The organism is Nocardioides rubriscoriae, assembly GCF_008087085.1.
Taxonomy (GTDB): domain Bacteria; phylum Actinomycetota; class Actinomycetes; order Propionibacteriales; family Nocardioidaceae; genus Nocardioides; species Nocardioides rubriscoriae.
Genome location: NZ_VIYJ01000011.1, coordinates 61,972 through 85,289 on the forward strand (window position 1 = coordinate 61,972; position 23,318 = coordinate 85,289).

General features: G+C 72.2%; 27 protein-coding genes and 1 tRNA gene. 17 read left to right on the plus strand and 11 right to left on the minus strand.

The window, feature by feature from the left end:
• Positions 1-3: 3 nt before the first annotated feature.
• Positions 4-1,119, plus strand: coding sequence for a DUF3152 domain-containing protein (locus FZC61_RS19165; RefSeq protein ID WP_148615789.1), 1,116 nt, complete (start codon positions 4-6; stop codon positions 1,117-1,119).
• A 6-nt stretch (positions 1,120-1,125) separates the two neighbouring features.
• On the opposite strand, the gene FZC61_RS19170 is transcribed toward FZC61_RS19165, so the two are convergent.
• The gene (locus FZC61_RS19170) at positions 1,126-2,202 is read right to left on the minus strand and encodes an alkaline phosphatase family protein (protein WP_148615790.1); all 1,077 of its coding nucleotides are present in this window, start codon (positions 2,200-2,202) and stop codon (positions 1,126-1,128) included.
• Positions 2,203-2,308: 106 nt separating this feature from the next.
• Between FZC61_RS19170 and murI the strand changes: the two genes are divergently transcribed.
• From murI to FZC61_RS19195, 5 genes are all read left to right on the plus strand, one after another.
• On the plus strand, positions 2,309-3,163 hold the full coding sequence (gene murI, locus FZC61_RS19175; protein WP_246142795.1) for a glutamate racemase: 855 nt from the start codon (positions 2,309-2,311) through the stop codon (positions 3,161-3,163).
• Positions 3,160-3,927 carry an MBL fold metallo-hydrolase gene (locus FZC61_RS19180; RefSeq protein ID WP_148615791.1) on the plus strand — a complete coding sequence of 256 codons (768 nt, stop codon included), beginning with the start codon at positions 3,160-3,162 and terminating at the stop codon, positions 3,925-3,927. Before murI ends, FZC61_RS19180 begins: the two co-directional genes overlap by 4 nt.
• 115 nt (positions 3,928-4,042) lie before the next feature.
• Entirely contained in the window at positions 4,043-4,282 is a 240-nt protein-coding gene (locus tag FZC61_RS19185; protein ID WP_148615792.1) for a DUF6458 family protein, read from the plus strand.
• A 61-nt stretch (positions 4,283-4,343) separates the two neighbouring features.
• Positions 4,344-5,354, plus strand: a complete 1,011-nt coding sequence (locus FZC61_RS19190) for an ABC transporter ATP-binding protein (protein ID WP_211357341.1) — start codon at positions 4,344-4,346, stop codon at positions 5,352-5,354.
• Positions 5,351-6,202, plus strand: a complete 852-nt coding sequence (locus FZC61_RS19195) for an ABC transporter permease (RefSeq protein ID WP_148615794.1) — start codon at positions 5,351-5,353, stop codon at positions 6,200-6,202. Before FZC61_RS19190 ends, FZC61_RS19195 begins: the two co-directional genes overlap by 4 nt.
• Positions 6,203-6,206: 4 nt before the next feature.
• Here the strand turns inward: FZC61_RS19195 and FZC61_RS19200 are convergent, their stop codons facing one another.
• Positions 6,207-6,857 carry a response regulator gene (locus FZC61_RS19200; RefSeq protein ID WP_211357348.1) on the minus strand — a complete coding sequence of 217 codons (651 nt, stop codon included), beginning with the start codon at positions 6,855-6,857 and terminating at the stop codon, positions 6,207-6,209.
• On the minus strand, positions 6,854-8,029 hold the full coding sequence (locus FZC61_RS19205; protein WP_246142796.1) for a sensor histidine kinase: 1,176 nt from the start codon (positions 8,027-8,029) through the stop codon (positions 6,854-6,856). Before FZC61_RS19205 ends, FZC61_RS19200 begins: the two co-directional genes overlap by 4 nt.
• Positions 8,030-8,157: 128 nt before the next feature.
• Here FZC61_RS19205 and FZC61_RS19210 point away from each other — a divergent pair, with 128 nt between their 5' ends.
• The 4 genes from FZC61_RS19210 (at position 8,158) to rdgB (ending at position 11,914) form a co-directional block, all read left to right on the plus strand.
• A complete protein-coding gene (locus FZC61_RS19210; protein WP_148615796.1) occupies positions 8,158-9,072 on the plus strand; it encodes an ABC transporter ATP-binding protein in 915 nt (304 codons plus the stop codon).
• Positions 9,069-9,902: an ABC-2 transporter permease gene (locus FZC61_RS19215; RefSeq protein WP_148615797.1), complete on the plus strand. Its 834-nt coding sequence runs from the start codon at positions 9,069-9,071 to the stop codon at positions 9,900-9,902. The genes FZC61_RS19210 and FZC61_RS19215 overlap by 4 nt, the downstream gene beginning before the upstream one ends.
• Positions 9,903-10,576: 674 nt before the next feature.
• Positions 10,577-11,305 (plus strand): ribonuclease PH, encoded by a 729-nt coding sequence (rph, locus tag FZC61_RS19225; protein WP_148615799.1) that lies wholly within the window; start codon positions 10,577-10,579, stop codon positions 11,303-11,305.
• 3 nt (positions 11,306-11,308) lie between these two features.
• Positions 11,309-11,914, plus strand: coding sequence for an RdgB/HAM1 family non-canonical purine NTP pyrophosphatase (gene rdgB, locus FZC61_RS19230; protein WP_148615800.1), 606 nt, complete (start codon positions 11,309-11,311; stop codon positions 11,912-11,914).
• Between the two features lie 19 nt (positions 11,915-11,933).
• Here rdgB and FZC61_RS19235 read toward each other — a convergent pair.
• A tRNA-Leu gene (locus FZC61_RS19235) sits at positions 11,934-12,015 on the minus strand.
• 28 nt (positions 12,016-12,043) lie between these two features.
• Positions 12,044-12,532 (minus strand): thioredoxin-dependent thiol peroxidase, encoded by a 489-nt coding sequence (bcp, locus tag FZC61_RS19240; protein ID WP_246142797.1) that lies wholly within the window; start codon positions 12,530-12,532, stop codon positions 12,044-12,046.
• Positions 12,533-12,680: 148 nt separating this feature from the next.
• Here bcp and FZC61_RS19245 point away from each other — a divergent pair, with 148 nt between their 5' ends.
• The 7 genes from FZC61_RS19245 to FZC61_RS19270 all read left to right on the plus strand — a co-directional run bounded on the left by FZC61_RS19245 (position 12,681) and on the right by FZC61_RS19270 (position 16,384).
• Positions 12,681-13,373: an energy-coupling factor ABC transporter permease gene (locus FZC61_RS19245; protein ID WP_211357342.1), complete on the plus strand. Its 693-nt coding sequence runs from the start codon at positions 12,681-12,683 to the stop codon at positions 13,371-13,373.
• On the plus strand, positions 13,370-13,699 hold the full coding sequence (locus FZC61_RS23500) for a PDGLE domain-containing protein (RefSeq protein WP_211357343.1): 330 nt from the start codon (positions 13,370-13,372) through the stop codon (positions 13,697-13,699). Before FZC61_RS19245 ends, FZC61_RS23500 begins: the two co-directional genes overlap by 4 nt.
• A 10-nt stretch (positions 13,700-13,709) precedes the next feature.
• Positions 13,710-14,378: a cobalt ECF transporter T component CbiQ gene (gene cbiQ / locus FZC61_RS19250; RefSeq protein ID WP_148615802.1), complete on the plus strand. Its 669-nt coding sequence runs from the start codon at positions 13,710-13,712 to the stop codon at positions 14,376-14,378.
• A complete protein-coding gene (locus FZC61_RS19255) occupies positions 14,375-15,169 on the plus strand; it encodes an energy-coupling factor ABC transporter ATP-binding protein (RefSeq protein ID WP_148615803.1) in 795 nt (264 codons plus the stop codon). The genes cbiQ and FZC61_RS19255 overlap by 4 nt, the downstream gene beginning before the upstream one ends.
• On the plus strand, positions 15,166-15,414 hold the full coding sequence (locus FZC61_RS19260) for a DUF3618 domain-containing protein (protein ID WP_148615804.1): 249 nt from the start codon (positions 15,166-15,168) through the stop codon (positions 15,412-15,414). Before FZC61_RS19255 ends, FZC61_RS19260 begins: the two co-directional genes overlap by 4 nt.
• A 21-nt stretch (positions 15,415-15,435) precedes the next feature.
• Entirely contained in the window at positions 15,436-15,759 is a 324-nt protein-coding gene (locus FZC61_RS19265) for a GroES family chaperonin (protein ID WP_148615805.1), read from the plus strand.
• Between the two features lie 76 nt (positions 15,760-15,835).
• Positions 15,836-16,384, plus strand: coding sequence for a nucleotidyltransferase domain-containing protein (locus FZC61_RS19270; RefSeq protein WP_246142798.1), 549 nt, complete (start codon positions 15,836-15,838; stop codon positions 16,382-16,384).
• 310 nt (positions 16,385-16,694) lie between these two features.
• Here FZC61_RS19270 and FZC61_RS19275 read toward each other — a convergent pair whose 3' ends face one another.
• The 6 genes from FZC61_RS19275 to mobF all read right to left on the minus strand — a co-directional run bounded on the left by FZC61_RS19275 (position 16,695) and on the right by mobF (position 22,958).
• A complete protein-coding gene (locus FZC61_RS19275) occupies positions 16,695-17,960 on the minus strand; it encodes an HNH endonuclease signature motif containing protein (protein WP_148615806.1) in 1,266 nt (421 codons plus the stop codon).
• A 182-nt stretch (positions 17,961-18,142) separates the two neighbouring features.
• Complete coding sequence (locus FZC61_RS19280) at positions 18,143-18,586, minus strand: hypothetical protein (protein WP_148615807.1); 444 nt, start codon at positions 18,584-18,586, stop codon at positions 18,143-18,145.
• 286 nt (positions 18,587-18,872) lie between these two features.
• Positions 18,873-19,124, minus strand: a complete 252-nt coding sequence (locus FZC61_RS19285; protein ID WP_148615808.1) for a helix-turn-helix domain-containing protein — start codon at positions 19,122-19,124, stop codon at positions 18,873-18,875.
• Entirely contained in the window at positions 19,121-19,342 is a 222-nt protein-coding gene (locus FZC61_RS19290; protein ID WP_148615809.1) for a helix-turn-helix domain-containing protein, read from the minus strand. Before FZC61_RS19290 ends, FZC61_RS19285 begins: the two co-directional genes overlap by 4 nt.
• A 52-nt stretch (positions 19,343-19,394) precedes the next feature.
• Positions 19,395-19,964 carry a hypothetical protein gene (locus tag FZC61_RS19295; RefSeq protein WP_148615810.1) on the minus strand — a complete coding sequence of 190 codons (570 nt, stop codon included), beginning with the start codon at positions 19,962-19,964 and terminating at the stop codon, positions 19,395-19,397.
• 183 nt (positions 19,965-20,147) lie between these two features.
• Positions 20,148-22,958 (minus strand): MobF family relaxase, encoded by a 2,811-nt coding sequence (mobF, locus tag FZC61_RS19300; protein WP_342780344.1) that lies wholly within the window; start codon positions 22,956-22,958, stop codon positions 20,148-20,150.
• Positions 22,959-23,318: the final 360 nt, after the last annotated feature.

Here is a 23,318-nt window from a genome sequence, read left to right on the forward strand (position 1 = left end):
ACCGTGCCGCGTCGGGTGCGGCGGGTGGTGGTGCTCGCCGCTCTGCTCGTGACGACTGCGGTCGGGCTGGCCCCGGCCGCGTCGGCCCGCGAGGGCACCGTCGTCCCCACCGCCGCGCCGACCGTGCGGGGCGCGGCCGTCTGGGGCCGCACCCTCACGGCCGACGGCGGCACCTGGGAGCCGGCCGACGTGACGCTGACCTACCGCTGGCTGCGTGACGACGCGCCGGTCGCGGGCGCCACGGCGGAGACCTACGTGCTCGGCACCGGCGACCTCGGTCACCGCATCAGCGTGCGGGTGACCGCGACCGCCACCAGCGGGGCCACCGGCCAAGCGACCTCGGCGCCGACGTCGCGCGTCGTGCGCGCCGACCTGCGCAACCGCCGCGAGCCGCGGGTGGTCGGCCAGGCGCGCTTCGGGCGGACCCTCACCGCACGGCCGGGCCGCTGGTCGACCGCCCCCGACCGCTTCCGCTTCCGGTGGCTGCGCGGCGGTGAGCCGGTCCGCGGGGCGCGGTCACCGCGCTACGCGCCCGCACCCGAGGACGTCGGGCGCCGGCTGCGGCTCGAGGTGACGGCGTACGCCGAGGGGCACCGGCCCGCGACCGTGCGCTCGACGGCCGTCGTCGTGCGCCACCGCGTCGACGTGCGCCGCACGGTCACCTACAGCGTCACGACGCGGGGGCGCGTCACCGCGAGCCTGCCGCGCTTCCGGCGCCTGGTGCAGCAGACCTACGACGACCCGCGCGGCTGGCGGGGCCGGGGCGTGCGGTTCAGGCCGGTGGCGCGTGGCGGCTCCTTCACCGTCGTGCTGGCCGAGGGGAGCACGGTGCCGTCGTTCTCGGCCGAGTGCTCGACGACCTACAGCTGTCGCGTGGGGCGCTACGTGATCATCAACCAGACCCGGTGGCAGACCGCGACGCCGCCGTGGAACGCCGCCGGTCGGTCGTTGCGCGACTACCGCCACCTCGTGGTCAACCACGAGACCGGCCACTGGCTCGGCTTCGGCCACGCCGGGTGCCCGCGCCCGGGTGCGCTCGCGCCGGTGATGATGCAGCAGTCCAAGGGCACCGACGGCTGCCGCTTCAACCCCTGGCCGACCCTCGCCGAGCTGGGGTAGCGCGCCTCAGCGCACGCGGAGCGGGCGGACCCGGCCGAACAGGCTGCCGGGCACGGGGTCGTCGCCGAGCAGGCTGAGGGCCAGGTTGGCGACGTCGCCGTTGCGGACCGGCTGCTTGCCCTTCAGCGAGGGGCGGCTCGTGCCGGGGTCGCGGTAGCCGGGGTTGAGGTCGTAGAGGTCGGCGTGGGTGATGCCGGGGCCCCAGACCACGAACGGGATCGTGTAGTCGGCCGGACGGCGTACGTCGCTGTGGCTGGTCGTGCCGGGCACGCCGCCGTGGTCGGCGGTCAGCACGATCGTCAGGTCGTCGAGCTCGGGGCGCTGGTCGGCGTCGTGCAGGACGAGCCCGACCAGCCGGTCGAGCCGGCGCACGGCGTCGAGGTAGGCCGGCGACAGCCAGCCGGAGGCGTGGCCGGTCTTGTCGGCGTCGCCGAGGTGCATGAAGGTCAGGGCGCGGTCCGCGGCGACCAGGTCGGCGCGGGCGTCGGCGACGACCGCGCGGTCGTCCTCCTCGTGGATGCCGACCCGGTCGATCGCGCGGGGCCACGACCGCGGCCAGAGCGAGAACTTGGTCTTGGCGGCGTACAGCGCGGTCGAGCCGCCCTCGGCGTGCACGCGGGTGAAGACCGACGCGACCGGGTGGCCGGCGGCGCGCTGCACGGTGCGCGGCCGGAGCCGGTCGTCGTTCCAGGTGACGCCGTGGCCGCCGCGGCGGGCGTCGATGCGCCGGCCGGTCACCATGCTGGTGTGGTTGGGCAGCGTGATGGTCAGCTCGACCTGGGTGCGGGCGTCGAGCGTGCCGGCGCCCTCGTCGAAGAGCCGCCACAGGTGGGGCAGCCCCTGGTGGCCGAGCGTGCGCAGCACCGTCGGGTTGAAGCCGTCGAGCGAGATGACGAGCACCTGCGGGTCGGTGTCGGGCGCAGCCGTGCGCGCGGCGGGCGCTGCCGTCGGTGTCACCGCGTCGCGGTCGCGGCCACCGGCGGCCGAGAGCATGACGGTGACGACGGCCACGACGGTGAGGACCGCGAGGGCGGCACCGCAGGCGCGGGTGAGCAGGGGGCGGGCAGGCTGCGATCGGGGCACGCCCCCACGGTAGGCGCACACCGCGGTTCGCGGGGAGGGAACCGTCGCCCAGATCACCCTCGTGGCACCTGCGCAGGCGCCGCCGTACGCCGTAGCCTTGCGCCTCGTGACCACCGAGCCGACGTCGCCTCCGGTCGCGCGGCCCGACCACCCGGGCCTGCGCGACGCCCCGATCGGCATCTTCGACTCCGGCTTCGGCGGGCTGACCGTCGCCCGCTCGGTCATCGACCAGCTGCCCCACGAGTCGGTCCTCTACGTCGGCGACACCGCGCGCCAGCCCTACGGCCCCAAGCCGATCGGCGAGGTCCGCGAGTACGCCCTCGAGTGCCTCGACCACCTGGTCCACCAGGGGGTCAAGGCGCTGGTGATCGCGTGCAACTCCGCGAGCGCGGCGATGCTCCGCGACGCCCGCGAGCGCTACGACGTCCCGGTCGTCGAGGTGATCTTCCCCGCCACCCGGCGCGCGGTCGCCGCGACCCACACCGGTCGCATCGGCGTGATCTGCACCCGCTCGACGGCCGAGTCGCGGGCCTACGACGACGCGTTCGCCGCCGCACCCCAGGTCGAGCTCACGACCCGGGCCTGCCCGCGCTTCGTCGACTTCGTCGAGGCCGGCGTCACCGGCGGCGACGAGCTGATCGCCGCCGCCCACGACTACCTCGACCCGCTGGTCGAGGCCGGCGTCGACACCCTGATCCTGGGCTGCACCCACTACCCGCTGCTGACCGGCGTCATCTCCTACGTCATGGGCGACGGCGTCACGCTCGTCAGCAGCGCCGAGGAGTGCGCCAAGGACGTCTACCGGATGCTGGCCGACACCGGCCTGATGCGTGCCTCGGGCGACCCGACCTACCGCTTCGTCACCACCGGCTCCCCGGTCGAGTTCGAGACGATCGGACGCCGGTTCCTCGGACCTGAGATGGTCTCTGCCAGCCAGTTCGTCGGGGAAGGGATCAGATGAGACTCACCATCATCGGGTGCTCGGGGTCCTACCCCGGTCCGGAGTCGCCGGCGAGCTGCTACCTGCTCGAGGCCGACGTCGGCGACGGCGACGACAAGCGCACCTGGCGGATCCTGCTCGACCTCGGCAACGGTGCGCTCGGGGTCCTGCAGCGCCACGTCGACGCGCTCTCGGTCGACGCCGTGTTCCTCAGCCACCTGCACCCCGACCACTGCAGCGACCTGTGCGGCTTCTACGTGCTGCGCAAGTACCACCCCGAGGGCGCCCAGCCGCGGATCCCGGTCTACGGCCCCACCGGTGTCTCGCAGCGCATGTCCGACGCCTACGGCCTGCCCGACGGGCTCGGCATGGCCGACGCCTTCGACTTCCAGGAGTACGCCGGCCCGGTGAGCATCGGGCCGTTCACCGTGCTGCCGATCCCCGTCGAGCACCCGGTCGAGGCCTACGGCCTGCGGGTCACCGCCGGGCAGTCCTCGCTGGGCTACAGCGGCGACACCGCGACCTGCGAGGGCCTCGACAAGGTGGCGGCCGACGTCCGGGTGCTGCTGTGCGAGGCGTCGTTCCGCGAGGTCGACGACAACCCGCCCGGCATCCACCTCACCGGCGTCGAGGCCGGCGCGACCGCGGCGCGCGCCCGGGCCGGACGCCTTCTGATCACCCACGTGCCGCCGTGGTTCGACCGCGAGGAGATGCTGGCCGAGGCCCGCACGGCCTACTCCGGGCCGATCGAGCTCGCGGCCGTCGGCACGACGTACGAGCTCTGAGCCACGGCTCAGAGGTCACCCGCGGGGGTGGGCAGCCCGGGCGTGACCCGGTGGACGCTGAAAGGCGGCGGGACGCCTGTCCCGGCTCTCGGGCGCGTGCGAAGGAGGATCAGTCGTGGGTTACGGATTCGGTGGGTTCCTGGTCGTGGTCGGTCTGGTGCTCGCCCTGGCGGTCACCGACCAGGTCAACGGTGTCGACCTGACGATGGTGGGCTGGATCATGGCGGCCGTCGGGGTGGCGATGATCGCGCTGACCGCCATCACCCTCAACTCCGGGCGGCGCGCGCGCAACGTGCAGACCGTGACGCACCCGGACGGCACCCAGACGACGGTCGAGAACCGCTCGCAGAGCTGACCTCCGCCGGCGACCGAGGGTCGCGGGTGGCGACGCGGGACGATCGGGCAGAGTGGCGCCCATGATCACGGTCGAGGGGCTCACCCGCACCTACGGCGGCTTCACCGCCGTCGACGACGTCAGCTTCGTCTGCCGCCCCGGTCGGGTCACCGGCTTCCTGGGGCCCAACGGCGCCGGCAAGACCACCACCATGCGCGTGCTGGTCGGGCTCACCCCGCCCACCCGCGGTCGGGCCACCATCGGCGGTCACCTCTACCGAGACCTGCCCAACCCCGGGCGTCACGTCGGCGTGCTCCTCGACGCCAGCGCCCAGCACGGCGGGCGCACCGGCCGCGAGATCCTCACCCTCGGCGCGACCGCGATGGGTCTGCCGATGTCGCGGGTCGACGAGATGCTCCACCTGGTCTCGCTGACCCCCGACGAGGCGTCGCGCCGGTTGCGACACTTCTCGCTGGGCATGAAGCAGCGCCTCGGCATCGCCCACGCGCTGCTGGGCGACCCGCAGGTGCTGATCCTCGACGAGCCGGCCAACGGCCTGGACCCCGCCGGCATCCGGTGGATGCGCGGGCTCCTCAAGGGCTACGCCGACCGTGGCGGCACCGTGCTGCTGTCGAGCCACCTGCTGCACGAGGTCGAGCAGATCGCCGACGAGATGATCCTCATCGGCCACGGCCGCATCGTCGCGCAGGGCGACAAGAAGACCCTGCTGGAGTCGCAGCGGGCGACCCGCACCGCCACCACGACCGTGGTCTCCCTCGACAACGCCCGCCTGGCCGAGGCGCTGCGCGCCCGCGGCCTGCAGGTCACGCCCGGCCCCGACGCGCTCGCCGTCGCGTGCGAGGCCGTCGAGGTCGGCCGCGTCGCCGCCGAGCACCAGGTCGTCCTGGTCGACCTCCGCTCGGTCGAGAGCGGCCTGGAGGACCTCTTCCTCGAGCTCACCTCGACCACCCAGCGCGAGGGCCATCGACCTGGACCGCCCGGCTACCGGCCGCAGGGCCCACCGCAGGGCCCACCGCAGGGCCCACCGCAGGGCCCGCCCGCCTACCGCCCGCAGCCAGGAGCCCCCCGATGAGCACGCCGTACCCGCCCGCCGGCCCGCCGCAGGGCCCGCCGCAGGGCCCCCCGGCCCACCGCGGTCCGGTCATCGACGTCTCGCAGACCGCGCCGATCCCGTTCTCGCGGCTGGTCAAGGTCGAGCTGCGCAAGGCGCTCGACACCTCCGCGGGGTTCTGGCTGCTGGCCGCCATCGCGGTGCTGATCATCATCGTCGAGGGCTTCGTGCTGGTGGTGGGGCTCTTCGACAGCACCACCGAGTTCCGGCTGGTCGACTTCACCACCCTGGGCGGCTACGTCTTGCAGCCGCTGCTGCCGATCGTGGTGGCGCTGCAGGTGACCAGCGAGTGGAGCCAGCGCACCGCGATGGTCACCTTCGCGACCGAGCCCCGACGCCTGGTCGTCGTCTACGCCAAGCTGGCGGCCGGCGCGCTGCTCGCGCTCGCGATGACCCTCGTGCTCTTCGTCGTCGCCCTGGCGTGCCTGCTGGTGCTGTGGGTCTTCCAGGACAACGTCGACTGGGGCACCAGCGTCTCGGGGACCCTCGGGCTGCTCGTGTTCCTCTTCGTCGGGGTGGCCGTGGCGTTCGCCGCCGCGACCCTGCTGCTCAACACCCCCGCCACGATCGCCGCCTTCCTCGCCGTCGTCTACGCCGTGCCGACGGTCGTCGCGACGATCGGGGCGCTCTGGGGCGACTTCCGGGACTTCGGTCGCTACCTCAACCTGCAGGGCGCGCTCTACCCGGTGCTGTCGGGCTCGCTCGACACCGGTGAGGAGTGGGGTCACTTCCTGGTCGCGCTGCTGGTCTGGGTCGTCGTCCCGCTCGCGCTGGGCCTGACCCGCATCGTGCGCGCCGAGGTGAAGTAGCGGGTCAGTCCAACCCGGCGTCATGGACGCAGATCGCGACCTGCACCCGGTTGGTGACGCCCAGCTTGTCGAAGACCCGTGAGACGTGGGTCTTGACCGTGGGCACCGAGAGGTGGAGCTCGGCGGCGACCTCGGCGTTGGAGAGTCCCCGGCCGACGGCGAGGGCGACGTCACGCTCGCGTCCGGTGAGAGCGGCCAGGCGCTGCGCTGCGACCTCCGAGCGGTCGTCGCCGTCCTCGGCGCGCAGGCGCGCGATGAGGGTGCGGGTGACCGACGGCGACAGCATGGGGTCGCCCTGGGCGACCTTGCGGATCGCCGCGACGATGTCGGCGGGTGGGGTGTCCTTGAGCAGAAACCCGTCGGCCCCGGCCGCGAGGGCCTCGACGACGTAGGTGTCGGCGTCGAAGGTCGTCAGCACGATCACCTTTGGGGGGCGGGCGCCGGCGAGCAGCCGCCGCGTGGCGTCGAGGCCGTTGAGACGCGGCATCCGGATGTCCATGAGCACGACGTCGGGGATGAGCTCGCCGGCCCGGCGTACGCCGTCGTGGCCGTCGACCGCCTCGCCGACGACCTCGAGGTCGTCGGCGCCGCCGAGCATCAGGTGCAGGGCCGAGCGGACCAGGGGGTCGTCGTCGACCAGCAGCACCCGGGTCACGCGGTCCACGGGATCCACCCCCGCAGCACGAAGCTGCCCTGGTGGGTGCCGTGCTCGATCCGGCCGCCGCGCAGCGCGGCGCGCTCGGCGAGGCCGACGAGCCCGAGCCCGGAGCCGGGGGTGGCGGTGGGCCCGAAGCCGAGCGGGTTGGCCAGCACCACGCCGATGCCGTCCTCGGGGGAGCCGTGCACGTCGATGGAGAGCTCGGCGCCCGGAGCGTGCTTGCGCGCGTTGGTGATGCCCTCCTGCACGATGCGGTACAGCGTGCGGCCGGTCGCCTCGGGGACGGGCGCGTCGACGATCGCGTCGCAGAACGCCACCCGCACCCCGTCGCGCCGGGCCTCGCCGACGAGCTCGCCGAGGTCGGCGTACGTCGGCTGCGGCGCATGGTCGGACCCGTCGGCACCGTCGGCACCGTCGGGACCGCCGCGCAGCACCCCGAGGACGCCGCGCAGGTCGGTGAGCGCGTCGTTGGCGGCGTCGCGGATGACCGCGACGCCCTCGCGCAGCTCGTCGGCCGACAGGTCGGTCCGGTAGCCCAGCGCACCGGCCCGCATGGAGATCTGGGAGATCCGGTGCGCGAGGACGTCGTGCATCTCGCGGGCGATCCGGCCGCGCTCCTCCAGCCGCGAGCGGTCGGCGCGCAGCTCCTGCTCGGCCTCGGCGCGCTCGGCGCGGGCGCGCAGGGTCCACAGCAGCTCGCGTCGCGACCCGATGTACATGCCCCACGCGAGCATCGCCGAGGTGAAGACCAGGTTGGTGACGGCCGTGACCCACCACGGCTGGGGGTCCGACGGCGGGTAGACGGCGCTGAACACGGTGCCGGCGGCGAAGTTGACGGCGCCGACGGCCACGACCTGGACCCAGCGCCGACCGGTCGCGAGCGACACGCCGGCCAGGATCGCCGGGCCCGAGGCCGTGGCCGAGAGCGACGACAGCACCGCGGTGACCAGCGCGACGGCCAGCGGTGCGCGGCGGCGCAGGTGGACCAGCACGAGGGCTGCGGTCCCCAGGGCCAGGTCGAGCACGACCTCGGCCGTCGACCGCTGCGCCCCGATGGTCCCCCAGACGACGCCGACCACCAGCGCCATGGCCACCAGCCGCCAGGCGTGGCTCCACCACCGCAGCGGCGGTTGGTAGGCGTCCGGGCTGGGCCGGCCCGAGTCAGGCACGGCTCCACCCTAGGCACCCGGGGGACCGTCGGGCATCGTCCCGGAGCCGTCGTCGTCTACGACTTTGGTCGCAGGTCTCGAGGCGCCGGGCCGATGTGCGCGCCGCGACCCACGACGAAGGTGGAGCCATGATCGAAGTCACTGGACTCACCCGGACCTACGGCGGCTTCACGGCCGTCGACGACGTCACCTTCACCTGCGAACCAGGGCGGGTGACCGGCTTCCTGGGCCCCAACGGGGCCGGCAAGTCGACCACGATGCGGGTCATGGTCGGGCTCACCCCGCCGACCCGGGGCCGCGTCACCATCGGCGGTCACCTCTACCGCGACCTGCCCAACCCGGGGCGGCACGTCGGGGTGCTCCTCGACGCCGGTGCGCAGCACGCCGGGCGCACCGGCCGGGAGATCCTCACCCTCGGGGCCCGCTCGATGATGCTGCCCCGCTCCCGCGTCGACGAGATGCTCCACACGGTGTCGCTCACCGACGACGAGGCCGGACGCCGGGTTCGCGACTACTCGCTCGGCATGAAGCAGCGCCTGGGCATCGCCCACGCGTTGCTCGGCGACCCGGAGGTGCTGGTCCTCGACGAGCCGGCCAACGGGCTCGACCCCGCCGGCATCCGGTGGATGCGCGACCTGCTCAAGGGTTACGCGCGCCGGGGCGGCACGGTGCTGCTGTCGAGCCACCTGCTCAACGAGGTCGAGCTGGTCGCCGACGAGATGATCCTCATCGGGCGGGGCCGGATCGTGGCGCAGGGCGACAAGCAGTCGCTGCTGGCCGGCGCCCACCACGGTGAGGCCACCACGATCGTGTCGGCCCTCGACCCCACCGCCCTCGCCACGGCGTTGCGCGCCTGCGGGCTCGACCCCACGCCCGAGGGCAACGGTTTCAAGGTCGCGGCCACCACGGCCGAGGTCGGCCGTGCGGCCCTCGAGCACCTCGTCGTGCTCACCGAGCTGCGCAACGGCGCAGCCGGGCTCGAGGACCTCTTCCTCGAGCTCACCTCCGACACCCAGCGCGAGACGGCAGGAGCCGCAGCATGACCACCACCGACGACCACCAGACCTCCGCACCGACCGGTGCCGGACAACTCCCACGGACCATCGACGTCACCGACGACCAGCGCGTGCCCTTCGCCAGGCTCGTGGCGGTCGAGACCCGCAAGTCCTTCGACACCCGCGCCGGGCGCTGGCTGACGATCTCCATCGTCGGCCTCGTGCTCGTGGTGGTCGGGGTCGGGGTGTTCGCCTTCCCCGACGACGCCCAGGACTACGTCAGCCTGCTCGGCGTGACCGGCGGCGTCCTCGGCTACTTCCTGCCGATCCTGATGATCATGCTCGTCACCAGCGAGTGGAGCCAGCGCACCGGGCTCAACACGTTCACCCTCGAGCCGCGTCGTACGCGGGTGATCGGCGCCAAGATCACCGCCGGGCTCGGCCTGGCCGTCGTGGTCCTCGCCCTCGGTGCGGCCATCGCCGCGGTCGGGGTGCTGCTGAGCCCCGCCAACGGCGGGGAGGCCGTGTGGAACCTCGGCTACAACGAGGTCCAGAACTTCTCGCTGTCGAGCCTGATCGGGGTGCTCGTCGGGTTCGCCCTGGCCATGCTGCTGCGCAGCTCACCGGTGGCGATCGTCGTCTACTTCGTCTACACCTTCATCCTGCCGGGCGTCGTCGCCGCGCTCGGTGCGCTGGTCGACGGTTTCGACAAGGTCGCCCCGTGGATCGAGTTCAACACCGCGCAGACGCCGCTGTTCACCGGCGACTACCGCGCCACGGGCGAGGAGTGGGCCCAGATCGCCGTCACGGGCCTGATCTGGCTGGTGGTCCCGTTCGTCCTGGGGCTGTGGCGCCTGGTGAGGGCCGAGGTCAAGTAGCGGGTCGAGGACCTGCGCGGTGATCCTGGTCGGGAGCGGCACGGGCACGCGGGGCAGCCCGGCGAGCCGGCCGACCCCCGTGACCCGGGCCGCCAGGGCCAGCAGCGACGCGCCGGGCACACCCAGCCGGGCCTCGTGCCCTCCGGAGCAGACCACGGGCACGACCGGCACGCCCCCGGCCAGGGCGGTGCGCACGTCGTCGTTGTCGTCGGTGTCGTCGGTGTCGTCGCCGTCGTCGGGCACGATCACGACCGCCCCCGCCGCCAGCGCGGCCTCGGTGCTGTCGCCGGTCGGGTCGAGCAGCCCCGACCGGCGGAAGTACGCCCCGGCGGGGCCGTCGAGCAGCGCCGGGTCGCCGAGCACGTACAACGGCCGCGTAGACCCGAACCGCTCGACGAACGCGGCGGCGAGGATCGGCACGTCCAGCGCCAGCAGCCCACCCTCACGGCGCGGGCGGAGCAGGGCGCTGCCCTCGGCCGGCACCCGTTCCATCCCGCGCACCTCGTAGCGGCACCACAGGCGCATCAGCCGCCCGAGCACCGGAAGCACCATGGCGACGTACGCCGGGTCGCGCTGCGCGAGGTCGTCGCGCACGAGCTGGCCCTGCAGCGTCCGGTCCACGTCTCGAGTATGCCCTCGGTCCGCGCCCGCCGGCCCTGACTAGGGTCGTGGTCATGACTTCTGAGACCTCCACCCGGACCCCGCGCGAGGACGGCCGTGCCGACGACGAGCTGCGCGAGGTGAAGATCACCCGCGGGTGGCTCGACCACGCAGCGGGGTCGGTGCTGGTCGAGTTCGGCAAGACCCGGGTGCTGTGCGCGGCGTCGGCGTCGGAGGGTGTGCCGCGGTGGCGCAAGGGCTCGGGCCTGGGGTGGGTCACCGCCGAGTACGCGATGCTGCCGGCGGCCACGCACACCCGCTCGGACCGTGAGTCGGTCAAGGGCCGCATCGGCGGTCGCACCCACGAGATCAGCCGGCTGATCGGACGGTCGCTGCGCGCGGTCATCGACTACCAGGCGATGGGCGAGAACACCATCCAGCTCGACTGCGACGTCCTGCAGGCCGACGGCGGCACCCGCACGGCCGCGATCACCGGTGCCTACGTCGCGCTCGTCGACGCCTGCGCCTCGCTGGGCGTCGCCGGTGCGCTCACGGGCTCGGTCGCCGCGGTCTCGGTGGGCATCATCGACGGCGTACCCCGCCTGGACCTGCCCTACGTCGAGGACGTGCGCGCCGAGACCGACATGAACGTCGTGATGACCGGCGCCGGCTCGTTCGTCGAGGTGCAGGGCACCGCCGAGGGTGCCGCGTTCGACCGCCGCGAGCTCGACGCGCTGCTCGACCTGGCCCAGAAGGGCTGCGCCGACCTGACCGAGCTGCAGCGGGTCGCGCTGGGAGCCTGAGCCGTGCCCGACCTCCACCTCGCCTCGCGCAACGCCAAGAAGATCGCCGAGATGGCCCGCATCCTCGCCGAGCACGTGCCCGACGTGACCGTGCTCGGTCTCGACGACGTCGTGGCCTACCCCGAGCCCGTCGAGGACGAGGCGACCTTCGCGGGCAACGCGCTGCTCAAGGCGCGCGCGGGGGTCGCCGCCACCGGCCTGGCCACCGTCGCCGACGACAGCGGCCTGTGCGTCGACGCGCTCAACGGGATGCCCGGGGTGCTGTCGGCGCGGTGGTCGGGGCCTCCCAAGGACGACGCCCGCAACAACCGGCTGCTGCTCGACCAGCTGGCCGACGTGCCCGACGAGCGGCGCAGGGCGCACTTCACGTGCGCGGTCGCCGTGGTGCTGCCCGACGGGCGCGAGCACGTCGTCGAGGGCCGCATGGACGGCACCGTCATCCGTGAGGTGCGCGGCGACGGCGGGTTCGGCTACGACGTCCTCTTCGTGGCCGACGCGCGGCCCGGCCTGACCACGGCCGAGCTCAGCGTCGCCGACAAGGACGCGATCTCGCACCGCGGGGCCGCGCTGCGGGCCCTGGCTCCGAAGCTGTCGGACCTGCTGGCCTGACCACTCGGTACGGGTCGGGTGCCGAAGAGGGGACTCGAACCCCTACGCCCTAGGGCACAGGTACCTAAAACCTGCGTGTCTGCCAGTTCCACCACTCCGGCGGGTGCTGCGCCTGCTCGGCCGATTGTGTCAGTCGAGCCCGAGGTCGCGGCGCAGCTTGGCGACGTGGCCGGTGGCCTTGACGTTGTACTGGGCCACCTCGACCTTGCCGTCGGCGTCGACGACGAAGGTCGAGCGGATGACGCCCTGCACGGTCTTGCCGTACATCGTCTTCTCGCCGAACGCCGCCCACTGCTGCATGACGGTCTTGTCGGGGTCGGAGAGCAGCCGGATGGTCAGGCCCTCCTTCTCGCGGAACTTCGCGAGCTTCTCGGGCTTGTCGGGCGAGATGCCGACCACCGTGAGGCCAGCGGCCTGCAGCGAGTCGAGGGAGTCGCTGAAGTCGCAGGCCTGCTTGGTGCAGCCCGGGGTCATTGCGGCGGGGTAGAAGTAGACGACCACCTTGGAGCCGTCACCGGTGAGGTCGGCGAGGGAGACCTCGGCGCCGGTGTCGTCGGTGAGGGTGAAGGCCGGGGCGGTGTCGCCGGGCTCCAGGCGGGTGGGCTGGCTCGTGGTCACGGTGGGCTCCTGTCCGAGGGGTCCGGGGGTCTGCGGAAGAGGGGTAAATCCGAACGGGCGGTTGTTGCGAACTGGTTGCAGCAACATAGTGTGGCGATGTCGCGACGATCTCAGCCGAGGTCAACCTACTGAGGGTGGAGCCGGACCCATGCACGTACCTGACGGATTCCTCGACGCACCCACGTCGCTGGCCACGGGCGCCCTCGCCGTGGTCGCCGTCGGGGTGTCGCTGCGCAAGGCCCGCCACGAGCTCGACGACCGCACGGCGCCGCTCGCCGGGCTGGTCGCGGCGTTCGTCTTCGCCACGCAGATGATCACCTTCCCGGTCGCCGGTGGCACCAGCGGCCACCTGCTGGGCGGTGCGCTCGCCGCGGTGCTGGTGGGGCCCTGGACCGGCGTCCTGGCGACCAGCGTGGTCTTCGTGGTCCAGTGCCTGCTCTTCGCCGACGGCGGCATCACCGCCCTCGGCACCAACATCACGCTGATGGGCGTCACGACCGTCGCCGTCGGCTGGCTCGTCTTCCGCGCGCTGCAGGTCGTGCTGCCCAGGAGGACGGCGATGGTGCCGGTCGCCGCTGGCATCGGCGCCCTGCTGAGCGTGCCGGTCGCCGCCCTGGTCTTCGTGCTGCTCTACGCCGTGGGCGGCGCCGCGGACATCCCGATCGACCGGCTCGCCGGCGCCATGGTCGGCGTCCACCTGCTCATCGGCATCGGCGAGGGCGTGATCACCTTCCTCGCGGTCGGCAGCATCATCGCCGTGCGCCCCGACCTCGTCTACGGCGCCCGCTCGGTGCTGAAGGCCCGCACCCTCGAGGTCCGCACGACGGTGCCCGCCGCATGAAGAACCTCTCGACCCGTGTCTCGAACCGGGCCGTCGCGCTCGGCATCCTCGTCGTCGCGCTCCTGCTCGCCGGCGTCGTCAGCTACTACGCCGCCAGCGCCCCCGACGGGCTGACCAAGGTCGCGCAGGACCAGGGGTTCGCCGACACCCAGACCGACCACGCGACCGACGACGGACCGTTCGCGGGCTACGGCGCGTCGTTCGTCGACGACGACCGGCTCAGCGGCGGTCTCGCGGGCGTGGTCGGGGTCGTCGTGGTGCTGGGTCTCGCCGGCGGGCTCACGATGGTGCTGCGACGCCGTACGCCCGAGGACGCCGACGTCTGATGGCCGACTGATGGGCGGCGCGCACGGCCACCAGCTGCACTTCCACGCCCACTCCCGGGTCCACCGGGCGCCGGCGCACCTCAAGATCGTCGCGCTCGTGGTCTTCATGCTCGTCGTCGTGGCGACCCCGCGCGGGTGGTGGCCGGCCTACGCCGCCTACCTCGCGCTGCTGGTCGCCGTGATCGCCGTGAGCCACGTGCCGCCGACGTACCTGCTCAAGCGGATGGTGGTCGAGGTGCCGTTCGTGGTCTTCGCGCTCCTGCTGCCGTTCGTGGCGACCGGTCCGCGCACCGAGGTCCTCGGGGTCTCGGTCAGCGAGTCGGGGTTGCACGCCGGGGCCCGGCTGCTGGTCACGGCCACCCTCGGCGTCATCGCCAGCCTCACGCTGGCGGCGACCACCGAGGCCCAGGCGCTGCTCCAGGGCCTGACCCGGCTGCGGGTGCCGTCGCTGCTGGTGCAGATCATGGGCTTCATGGTCCGCTACCTCGAGGTCGTCACCGACGAGCTGCGCCGGATGAAGGTGGCCCGCGAGTCGCGTGGCTTCACTGCGCGCGACCCGCGCCACTGGCCGGTGCTGGCCAAGTCGTTCGGCGCCCTGTTCATCCGCAGCTACGAGCGCGGCGAGCGCGTGCACCTGGCGATGCTGTCGCGCGGCTACACCGGCAGGCTGCCCTCGTGATCCCCGTCCTCGACGTCCGCGGCCTGGCCTACGCCTACCCCGACGGGCACCAGGCGCTGTTCGGCGTCGACCTGCACGTCCACCAGGGCGAGCGGGTCGCGCTGCTCGGGCCCAACGGGGCCGGCAAGACGACCCTCGTGCTCCACCTCAACGGCATCCTCGTCGCCGGGCAGGGCTCGGTCGCGGTCAGCGGGCTACCGGTCGAGAAGCGCAACCTGCCCGAGATCCGCCGCCGCGTCGGCATCGTCTTCCAGGACCCCGACGACCAGCTCTTCATGGGCACCGTGCGCGCCGACGTCGGCTTCGGCCCGGCCAACCTGGGGTTGTCCGGGGCCGCGCTCGACGCCCGGGTGATGGCCGCGCTCGAGCAGGTCGGGATGGCCGACTTCGCCGACCGGCCCCCGCACCACCTGTCGTTCGGGCAGCGGCGCCGGGTGGCCGTCGCGACCGTGCTGGCCATGGAGCCCGAGATCCTGGTGCTCGACGAGCCGTCGTCCAACCTCGACCCCGCCTCGCGCCGCGAGCTGGCCGACATCCTGCGCTCGCTCGACGTCACCGTGCTGATGGTGACTCACGACCTGCCCTACGCCCTCGAGCTGTGCCCGCGCTCGGTCGTGCTGAGCGACGGGCACGTGGTGGCCGACGGCGCGACGTACGACGTGCTGACCGACGACGCCCTGATGAGGGCCAACCGGCTCGAGCTGCCGTTCGGCTTCGACCCCCGCACCATCGACCTCTCGACGCTCCCGGTCTCCGCGCCGGAGCGACGCTCGGATACGCTGCCCGGGTGAGTGACGAACTGGCTGACCTCGAGCGCGAGATCGAGGAGACCCGGGAGCGCCTGGCGACCACGATCGACCAGCTGCTCTACCGCTCGCACCCCAAGACGATCGCGAGCCGCCAGGTCGCGCAGATCAAGGGCTACTACGTCGACGCGGCCACCGGTGAGCCGCGCACCGACAACATCCTCAAGACCGTGGGTGGCGTCGTCGGTGCGATCGTGCTCGTGGTAGTGCTGCGCCGCGTCACCCGCTGACCGCACCGAGGAGGTCCGCCGATGGCTGACAAGCAGCCGATCAAGATGCTGCACGACCGCATCCTGTGCGAGGTCGACCGCGAGGCGGGGGAGCGGCGCTCCTCCGGCGGCATCGTCATCCCCGCCACCGCCGCCATGGGCGCCCGCCGTCTGGCCTGGGCCGTCGTCGCCGCGGTCGGTCCTCACGCCCGCGCCGTCGAGGTCGGCGACCGCGTGCTCTTCGACCCCGACGACAAGTCCGAGGTCGAGGTCCACGGCGAGACCTACGTCGTGATGCGCGAGCGCGACGTCCACGCCGTCGCCGCCGACCGGCTCGCCGACGAGGCGGCCGGGCTCTACCTCTGAGCCCCCGGCGACCCTGATGGACCACGACGGGTCCGTCCGGCTTTGGGGTCCGTGGACCGCCCGGACGCCTGCCGAGGTGGCCGTGCTCCTCGAGGGCTACCCGGGGCCGTGGTGGATCGCCGGCGGGTGGGCCATCGAGGCCTTCACTGGGGTGTCTCGTGGCCACAGCGACATCGACCCGAGCATCCCGCGCTCCGACGTCGCGTCGTTCCACCGCCACCTCGCGGGCAGGTTGGACGTCTGGACCGCCGACTCGGGCGTCTTCCGCGCCCTGGTCGAGGCCGACGAGCCGGTGCCCCCGACCTGCGAGAACCTCTGGCTGCGGGCCAGTGGCGCCGCTCCCTGGGAGTACGACGTGATCCTGATGGACGTCGTCTCCGGGACTTGGACGTTCAAGCGCGACGCACGCATCGCCCTGCTGCTGGCGCAGGTGCTGTGGACCCAGGACGGCATCGCCTACCTGCGACCTGAGATCCAGCTGCTCCACAAGGCGCGCGCCCTGCGACCCCAGGACCAGTTCGACTTTGACGCGGCGGCGCCGCTCCTCGCCCCTGGACCCCGAGCATGGCTGCGCTGGGCGCTGGATCTCGCGCATCCGGGGCGCCGTTGGGCGGCCGCTCTTTGACGCGCCGGCGACACGGTGGTCGACGGGGGCCACCCCCGGCCGAGCCTTGAGACCGCTGCCGATCACAGCCGGCGTGTCCGGCCCGACCCCACGCTGGTCGAGGTGTGAGGCCGCCCGCGGCCGAGCCTCGAGACCGCTACCACCGGCGCTGCCCGGGCGACCACGGGGTTGGCGGCGTTCCTGACTGGGGTCTCGAGGCTCGGGCCTGGGGGCCCTCGCACCTCGACCACCGTGGAGTGGGCTGGGGTGAGGACCGCTGGGCGTGCCGGTGACCCCGCTGTGGTGGTGGTGGGCGGGGTCTTTGGGGCGGTCAGGGTTGTCGGCGTGGTGGGCGGGGTGGGCGTGGTGGTGGGGGTCTTCGGTCGACGAGGTAGGTGGCGCCGGTGGGGCTGGTCCAGTGGTAGAGCCCGGGGCGGAGCATCACGTAGCGCCAGCGGGAGTGGGTCTTGGCTCGGTGGTGGCGCCGACAGAGCATCGCGAGGTTGTGCGCCGACGTCGGCCCACCCGCTGAGAACGGGATGATGTGGTCGAGGTCGACCCGGCGTCGGGTGCAGCCGGGGAACACGCAGGTGTGGTCCCTGAGGCGTACGAGCTCACGGATCGCGTCGGTGGGCTCGTAGGCCTCGGTCGAGGGGTCGGTGGCGAGGTCGACGACGGGTTTGACGGTGACCTTGGTGCCGGCGGTCTGGCACCAGGCGCGGATCTGTTCGATGAGGACCGGGGACCAGGTGTTGTCGAGGAACCCGGGCAGGTCGGGGTGCTCAGCGTCCAGGTGGCAGTACAGGGTCACACCCCGCCCGGCACCAGTGATCTCTCCGGTGAGGAGGTCGAGGGCGAGCTGCTGGCGGCCCATCTCCCCCAGGGCCTGGGACCGGCGGACGTCCAGGGTCTCGGTGGACCCGAGGTCGGCCAACGCCTGAGCACCGTTCTTCAGCGCGGCTTCGAGGTCGATCGCGTCGGCCAGGTCGAGGGTGGCGGTCATCTCCACGGTGCCCGACGTGTTGGCGTCGCCGAGGTGGACGTCGGCGTGGCGACCCTCGGCGGCCTTCTTGCGGCGGCGTTCGGCTTCGTCGGGGTCGTGCTTGGCCCGGGCTGCGTCGACGGCCCGGTCGACCTGCGCCCACGAACAGGTGTGCAGGAACGGGGCGATGTCCTTATCGACCTCGGCTGCACCGGCGAGGGGGAGGTCGGTGGTGTGCTCGGCGACGCGGAACGCCTTCCACACCGGCACCTCGAGCCGCACGACGCGTGCATACAGGCGCGGGAGGCGGTAGCGCAGCTCCAACGCCTTGCCGAGGTAGGCCAGCCCACCGTCGGTGGACATCCCTAGTGACAACGCGAGGTCGAGGGCGGCGTACTCGCCGATCACGGGGCACCCGGGACCGCCCAGGTGCAGGGCCGGTTCTTCCATGGGGTCGAGCAGGGCTGCGGTCTCGTCGGGGTCGGCGGTGTTGACCGCTGCCCAGTCGAGGACGGCGTTGAGCTTGGCGACCTGCGCCCTGGACTCGTCGTCGCGGTGTGCGCGCACGGACTCCAGCAGCGGGTCGCTGCTGGGGGTCCGGGTGCGGGTCGTCATGGATTCATTCTACGCCCGGTCGCGCATATTCGACAGTGTGATCGACGAGTTTGTGGATGGGTTTTCGAGGGTCGGTGGGGGTGGGTGGGTCTCGTGACGGCCGCGGGCGGCCTCCTCGACCACCGAGGGGTCGGGTCGCCGTCCCGGGTCCCGCAGCCCCGCAGTCCCGCCGTCGAGCCCGTCTAGCCGGGACGGCGGATCGCGACGACCCGCCACCGGTCGCCGACCCGGCGCAGGTCGACGACCACCTGGGTGGCCTCACCGTCGACGTCGACCCCGACGGTCACCGTCGAGGAGGCCCCGCGGGTGGCGGTGTCGTCGACCGTCGCGTCGGTGACGTCGGCGGGGTTGACCTCGCCGGCCAGGCACGCGGTCATGGGGGAGGGCAGGTCGGCGTCGTCGGCGAGCAGGGAGCCGAGGTCGCCGCAGTCGTCGTCGGCGAACGCCTGCATCACCACCAGGGCGACCTGGTCGGGCCCCGGTGGCCCCGGCGCTGCCGGTGACTCGTCGCGGGTGACCAGCGCGACGAAGGTCACCAGGTCGACGACGGCGACGAGCGGGACGGCGACCAGCAGCACGGTGCGCCACCGGCCGAGGACCCACGGTCCGCCCACGAGCTGCCTCATCTGTCGATCGTCGCGAACCCGGATCGTACGACGAAGGCCCGGTCCGTCTGGACCGGGCCTTCGCTGGTGGTACGGCATCAGGGACTCGAACCCCGAACCCGCTGAGTAGGCCGATGGGTTTCATGGCAGATCATCCGAAATCCTCAATCCCGCTCAACAGAGCCAGATTGAGCACTCTTCGTTCTGCGCCGGCTCACGCCAGATCAGCCCTAGCCATGCCGTATTAGGGGAGTAAACGGGGAGTTTTGGACGCCGCGCGACAGGCGGATCTCGATGTCCCCTGAGCTCAGGCTGTGGTGGCGGGCCATGAGGCCGATCCAACCGGTGAGACGTAGTGCTGGTTCTCGTAGGCGATGACGTCGCTGTAGCGATAAGCGACGCGGCTGCCGATCTTGACGTAGCCGATGCCTTCGCCTTGGTGACGGAGGTTGGCCAAGTGGCCGGTGCTGACGTGCCACCGGTCGGCGAGCTGCGCCGGGGTGAGGAGGTCGCGCCGCGTTGTGTCGGCGGCGCTGACGTGGGTGCTGTCATCAATCATGCTGACCTGCCCGGGGCTACGGCGCTGACGAACCGCCGGACTTCGGCAGCGGTGATGTAGAGGCGACCGCATCCCTCGAAGCGGGCCCAGGTGGGGCCGATACCGCGGCGGCGCCAGTCGCGGACGGTGCGCGAAGGGATCTGAACGAGGTCGCAGAACTGGTCGAAGGTCAGCAGGTCGTCGTCGTGCCATTCCCTGGGAATGTGGATGGGCTGCATGTCGTGTCCTTGATGGTTCGGTAGGTGCTCAGGTTGGGGTGCTTGTGTCGGTTCAGCGGGCAGGCCCGGAGCGGTGTGATGCCGAGGGGCGGGGTGCTTCGCGTTCTTCGCGGCGCCATGCCCCTCCGATGCCTAACGGCGGGTAGGTCTCGCCGGCGATGTCGTGGACGACGCGGTCGGCGGGGTGTAACGGGTGGGCGCAGATGTGGGCGGCTTCGTTGCGGGCGGCGTTGAGGTGGCGGTAGGTCTGGACGGCGGGGCTGCGGAGCGCGTCGAGGTGACACCGGGCGGCGTCGACAGCGAGGTCCGGGTCGGTGGTGGCGGTCATGTGGTCCATGGCGAGTAGGTGCGTGTGACGCGACTGGTCGAGGATGGCGCCGAGCTGTGAGGCGACTTGGGGTACTGCGGCGATCGCCTCGGCGAGATGACTCAAAGCGGTGTCGACCTCAGCCGGTGTCAGGCCGGGCGCCCGGGGCCCTGGGTGGGTCAGCCGGGCGAGTTGCCGGAGGGCGTCTTCGGCGTGGCGAGCGCAATCGATGAGGCCGACGGAGTCGACGCGATCGACGTCTGGGGTGGTGTTGGTGTCGTCGCCGCGGCGGGGTGTGGGTGGGTGTTCGGTCATCGGGGTGCCTCCGAGGTCGATGCGAGAGAAGTTCTCCTACTTCTCATAAGGCGAAAACAGGGTCGCTGGCGATCAATGTGCGGCGATGAATTCACCTTTGACGTAAAGACCGCGGGTGATTGGCGTCGTCCTGACGGGTGCGGGGACGCGGACTCCTGGCTGCCTGAGTGGGGCCCTGGGGCGTCAGCGCCGGACGCCGGGACGCTGGCCCGGCGACAAGGCGGGCACAGAGGCTGGTGGACGGCGCTGCCCGCGAGACCGTTCCAGCGACTGCTCGGGTGGGGGCGTGAGAGGCCCGTAGGTGTCGATGGCTTCGGTTGCGGTTTCGCGGGCTTGGGCGGGGCCGAGGTCGGGGCGGTCGCGGGTGAAGGTGCTGATCCACTGTGCCCTCGCGTCGTCGGTGGTTCCGGCGACGAGGTGCGCGGTGTTGGACTGGCGGCCGCGGGTCATCGCGACGTAAGTCGATGCGGCGCCGGTGGTCTCACCGAGTAGGAAGTGCGCGGCGCCGACGGTCTCGCCCTGGGCGCCATGGACGGTGGTGGCGTAGGCGAGCTCGACGTGGCGGGCGGCGTAGTCGCCGGGCAGGGTCCGGGTGCCACGGCGGCCAGCGATGCTGAGGTCCCCGGTGTGCTCGTCGATCGCTGTGATCTCCCACTGGTCCCGGTTGGCGACGTCGAGGTCGCGGTCGTTGCGGCGGGTCGCGACCCGGTCACCGACAGTCAGCTGGTCGCCGGTGTTGGTGTCGAAAGCCGACCGTTGATGGTCGTCACATGTGCTCGGAGGTCGTCGGTCGCGGATGGTGGCATTCAGCGCGGCCACTTGTTCGCGGGTGTCGGCGATGACCAGGTCGCCTGGCGAGTCGGCGGCAAGGTCGGCGACGGCTGCGTGTCGTTCGACGTCGGTGGGGTGGATGACGATGTCGCCGCGTTCGTAGAGCTGGTTGAACACGGTGCCGGCGTCGGTGCCGGTGCGCATCTTCAGGGTGAGGTCTGCGTAGGCGGGGTCGGTGAAGCGGTGGACGGCGTCGAGGGTGACCTGGTCGGTGGGGTGGGCCCACCGGGCAGCGTGATCGAGGACGCCGCCGCGGCCGACGGCGGGGAGCTGGTGGCGGTCGCCGAGGAACGCGATCCGGGCGCCGGTCTCGTCAGCGATGGTGAGCAAGGCGAGGGCGGTGTCTTGGTCGAGCATCCCGGCCTCGTCGATGAGGAGCAGGTCCCCCCGGATCAGCCGCGCACCGACATCCAGGGTCTGCCGGTCGACGTGGTGGCGGGTCCAGTGGCCGTCCTCGTCCCACCGGTAGCCGTGTTGGTGGATGAGCCAGGCGGCTGAGAACGCTGGCGTGCCGAGCTCGTGTCCGGCGACCTGGGCGGCCTTCAAGGTGGGCGCGACCACGACGAGCTGCTCGTGGCGCATCTCGAGGACGACCCGTGCCGCGGCAAGGGTGGTGGTCTTCCCGGCACCCGCAGCTCCCTCGACGACAGCCAGTTGGGCGGTGCCGGCCAGGATCGCAACGGTGCGTTGCTGCGCCTCGTCGAGGCGCCCCCGGGCCACAGATGGACCAACCGAGTCGGGCGTGCCGGGGGTGGTGGCACGGGCAGCGAGCCGGTCCACCAAGTCCGCCTCGACCGCGAGGACGTTCGATGAGGTCAGGGCGCGGACGTGCCCGGGGACGTCGGGCCGGTCCAGCAGCGGCGTGCAGGCTTCGACAGCGCGGGCGGTGAGGTCCTCGGCGAGCTCGCGCCGCACCACCGGGTCGACCACGACACCGTCGGACCCGGCTGCGGCGAGGGTGGCGATGATCTTCTCGACCTCGCCGCGGATGTCGGCGGCGTTCCACGCCGACCGTCGGGCACCCAGCCGAGACAGGGCGAGATGGGTGACGGCGTTGCGGTTGATAACCCCGACCGGTGTCGGCGCGAGCGGTGCTTGTCCGATCGGGTTCCGGTAGCCGAGGTCATGGAGCTCCTCGACCCACCGTCGTGCGAGATCGGTCCCGGACTCGGGGATGACCTTGTCGGGGCGAGCATCGGCCCACGCCCGCCGGTCCCACGACCGCCGGAGTTTCGGGCCGGGTTCGGTGCCGGGGTGCTCACGACGCCAGGCGGATTCGTAGCGGTCGACGTTCCTGCTGATCTGTGACGCCCGGGCGCTGAATGCGCCGGCGTAGTCGGCGAGTTCGCGGACCTCCCCGGATTCCGGGTCCAGGGTGAACCCGTGCGCAGCCAACGTCTGGCGTAGATGGGGGTCGCACACGACCGCGGCGTGTCCGATGCCGTTGATTGCCTCGATCGAGTCCACGACTCCGACCGAATGCAGACCCCTCCACAACCCGCCCGCCTCAACGCCGCCAGCTCGGACCCGGGCGTTGATCTGGACGTGGAGGTGGCTGTGCGGGTCACCGGCCCGCGAGGTGTAGTGCCGCACCACTGCGGCCTCGAGCTCATCGACTGGTACTTGGACCTGGCGGCCCCGCGGTCCGACCCGGGTGGTGGCGTGCTCGGCCAGCCACCCGATCACCTCACCCGCAGCACGGTCCTGCGCCGCGTCATAAGCCGCCGCGACCTCCGGGTGCAGCGACGCAGCCAGGGACCAGGTCTTCGGACCGTTGACCGTGAACTCCACGAACCGCAGCCCGTGCTCATCGTTCCGCAACCGGCCCTTCGCGGCACCGTCGAGGTCGTACCCGGCGACCCATCGCTCGTAGGCGTCCCCGTCGAGCGTCCCCCGATCCCGGACCACCACAGGGCCCCGTTCCAGGCTGCGTTCCCCCCTCCCGTCACTGCGTTCCCCCCTCCCCTCGAGGCGTCCCCCCGCGTGGCCCTTGGCGCGTTCCCCCCTCGCTCCGAGACCCTCCGGGCCGGTGACGTAGAGCGTGGCGACGCCGGTGCCTTCGGCCAGGTAGTAGTCATCGACGCGCGACCGGTCCGCCTCGACATAGGTGCGTGCCGCAGCAGCTGAGCCGCGGTAGAACTTCACCCCGCCATGCACCCGCACTCACCGCCCCTCGAGCGCCCGCCGATTGCTCGTCACTGGTCGTCACCTAGCCTGGAAATGACGCTCGGCCCGTCCCAGGGGGACGGGCCGAGCTGATCGATCTACGGACCTTCGTAGCATGCGTGCCGCAGAGTTCCTAGAGGCTCACAAGCGTTACGGGGCCTGGGCTCTGAGGTTCGTCACTCGTCGTCAAGTGCGTTGTGCCCATCGCTCTGACGAGGGGGCATGGTCTTAAGCAGGGGTAGGGATTGCGGCTGTGAGGGCTGCTGTCGAGCTCGGCCCAAAGGCGCTTGATCAATTCCCATAAGTCGAGGCACCCGGCGGCGTTCGGCCCGACCAAGGCTGATCTGCAGGTGTCTC

Bases quoted from the DNA above. Each gene is read 5' to 3' on its own strand.
- FZC61_RS23500 (WP_211357343.1), top strand. From the start codon at position 13,370: ATGAAGAACCTCTCGACCCGTGTCTCGAACCGGGCCGTCGCGCTCGGC.
- FZC61_RS19245 (WP_211357342.1), top strand. From the start codon at position 12,681: ATGCACGTACCTGACGGATTCCTCGACGCACCCACGTCGCTGGCCACG.
- FZC61_RS19190 (WP_211357341.1), top strand. From the start codon at position 4,344: ATGATCACGGTCGAGGGGCTCACCCGCACCTACGGCGGCTTCACCGCC.
- FZC61_RS19280 (WP_148615807.1), bottom strand. From the start codon at position 18,586: ATGAGGCAGCTCGTGGGCGGACCGTGGGTCCTCGGCCGGTGGCGCACC.
- FZC61_RS19265 (WP_148615805.1), top strand. From the start codon at position 15,436: ATGGCTGACAAGCAGCCGATCAAGATGCTGCACGACCGCATCCTGTGC.
- FZC61_RS19195 (WP_148615794.1), top strand. From the start codon at position 5,351: ATGAGCACGCCGTACCCGCCCGCCGGCCCGCCGCAGGGCCCGCCGCAG.
- FZC61_RS19275 (WP_148615806.1), bottom strand. From the start codon at position 17,960: ATGACGACCCGCACCCGGACCCCCAGCAGCGACCCGCTGCTGGAGTCC.
- FZC61_RS19180 (WP_148615791.1), top strand. From the start codon at position 3,160: ATGAGACTCACCATCATCGGGTGCTCGGGGTCCTACCCCGGTCCGGAG.
- rph (WP_148615799.1), top strand. From the start codon at position 10,577: ATGACTTCTGAGACCTCCACCCGGACCCCGCGCGAGGACGGCCGTGCC.
- cbiQ (WP_148615802.1), top strand. From the start codon at position 13,710: ATGGGCGGCGCGCACGGCCACCAGCTGCACTTCCACGCCCACTCCCGG.
- FZC61_RS19285 (WP_148615808.1), bottom strand. From the start codon at position 19,124: ATGATTGATGACAGCACCCACGTCAGCGCCGCCGACACAACGCGGCGC.
- FZC61_RS19295 (WP_148615810.1), bottom strand. From the start codon at position 19,964: ATGACCGAACACCCACCCACACCCCGCCGCGGCGACGACACCAACACC.
- FZC61_RS19210 (WP_148615796.1), top strand. From the start codon at position 8,158: ATGATCGAAGTCACTGGACTCACCCGGACCTACGGCGGCTTCACGGCC.
- FZC61_RS19290 (WP_148615809.1), bottom strand. From the start codon at position 19,342: ATGCAGCCCATCCACATTCCCAGGGAATGGCACGACGACGACCTGCTG.
- FZC61_RS19215 (WP_148615797.1), top strand. From the start codon at position 9,069: ATGACCACCACCGACGACCACCAGACCTCCGCACCGACCGGTGCCGGA.